The sequence below is a fragment of the Acinetobacter sp. YH16032 genome (genome assembly GCF_013417345.1).
Taxonomy (GTDB): Bacteria; Pseudomonadota; Gammaproteobacteria; order Pseudomonadales; family Moraxellaceae; genus Acinetobacter.
Window position 1 is genome coordinate 1 of sequence record NZ_VPEE01000164.1, and the last position, 1,125, is coordinate 1,125.

Sequence of the window (1,125 nt, forward strand, 5' to 3'; positions counted from 1 at the left end):
GCTACCAACTTCGGGCAGTTCAGATAATTTGTGTGCAAACAAATGCCGTTGTGCATCGGTCATTTCGACAAAGAAATCAGGTGTGTTTGGATCTCGTTTTGGGTCGGTTCTTTGTTCTACTTTTGGTTGTGGTTTTTGTTTAAATCGGAATGAAAAACCAGTAACTGAACGCCCTGTTTTATGCTGTGCAACAGATACAATAATATCCGTATGTTCATTGATTTGCTTAATTGATGGCTCTAGTACACGGGATTTAAGTACATCAATTCGCTTGTAATCTCCCTCATTAATTCCTATCTGTTTTTTAAAGTCATCCAACCCAATTACGGGTGTTTTTCCTGTGCTACGCCAAGCAATTAAAATTTCGTATAAGCGAACAGCATAGGCACTTTTTAATTGACTAACTTGTTCTAATTCATAGCTTGTGAAGTGTTTTTCTAGTCGAGTAATTAGCGGGATAATAGCGGGAGCAAAAATTAACTTAACAACTGCTTCTTGTTCAACGTAAATAACTTCGCTTACCCAGCGTGATTTATGATGCTGGATATTCCCCTTTTCGCTAAGGCTTTGATAGCTGAATTGTCTTGCAAAAAGATCATCACAAGCATCTTTCAAGGCTTGATATGCGGTATTTCGATGCACTCCAAATTGATTTATATAGCTTTCTGCATGAATGTTTAAAGGGTCATTCGCATTAATTCCTTTGCCTGATTCCCTTGCTTCCACAATTGCTAGCAGAATTAACCGTTGTTCTGTTAGGTCAAGGTTGTAACTAGCATTGATTAGAGCATTGTCTTTGACTACTAATTCCGACATCTCCCACCTATAATTTTTATGATGTAAATCCACCATAATATTTTATGATGGATTATGCAAGGTAAATGGTGGAGTATTGAGAAATTCTTGCAAGGTAAATGGTGGAGTATTGCAAGGTAAATGGTGGAGAATGATCGCTGAAACGCACGTATACCAATGATTTCAGCCCTCCTAAAAGCATTTAAAAGCTTTTTATATTATTAAAAGCCCAAAAAAATTAAAAACGGCATTTAAAACTGCCCTATGTTTTCGCTTCGCTCAAACTCTATTGAATCTCGCTGCGCTCGATTCCTGGGGGCAGTTTTTCTC

At 37.7% G+C, this 1,125-nt stretch carries 1 protein-coding gene; it reads right to left on the reverse strand.

What is annotated here, in order from left to right:
* On the reverse strand, positions 1–816 hold an 816-nt coding region (gene repM, locus FTV32_RS17175), incomplete at its 3' end, for a replication initiation protein RepM (RefSeq protein ID WP_179991839.1).
* Positions 817–1,125: the final 309 nt, after the last annotated feature.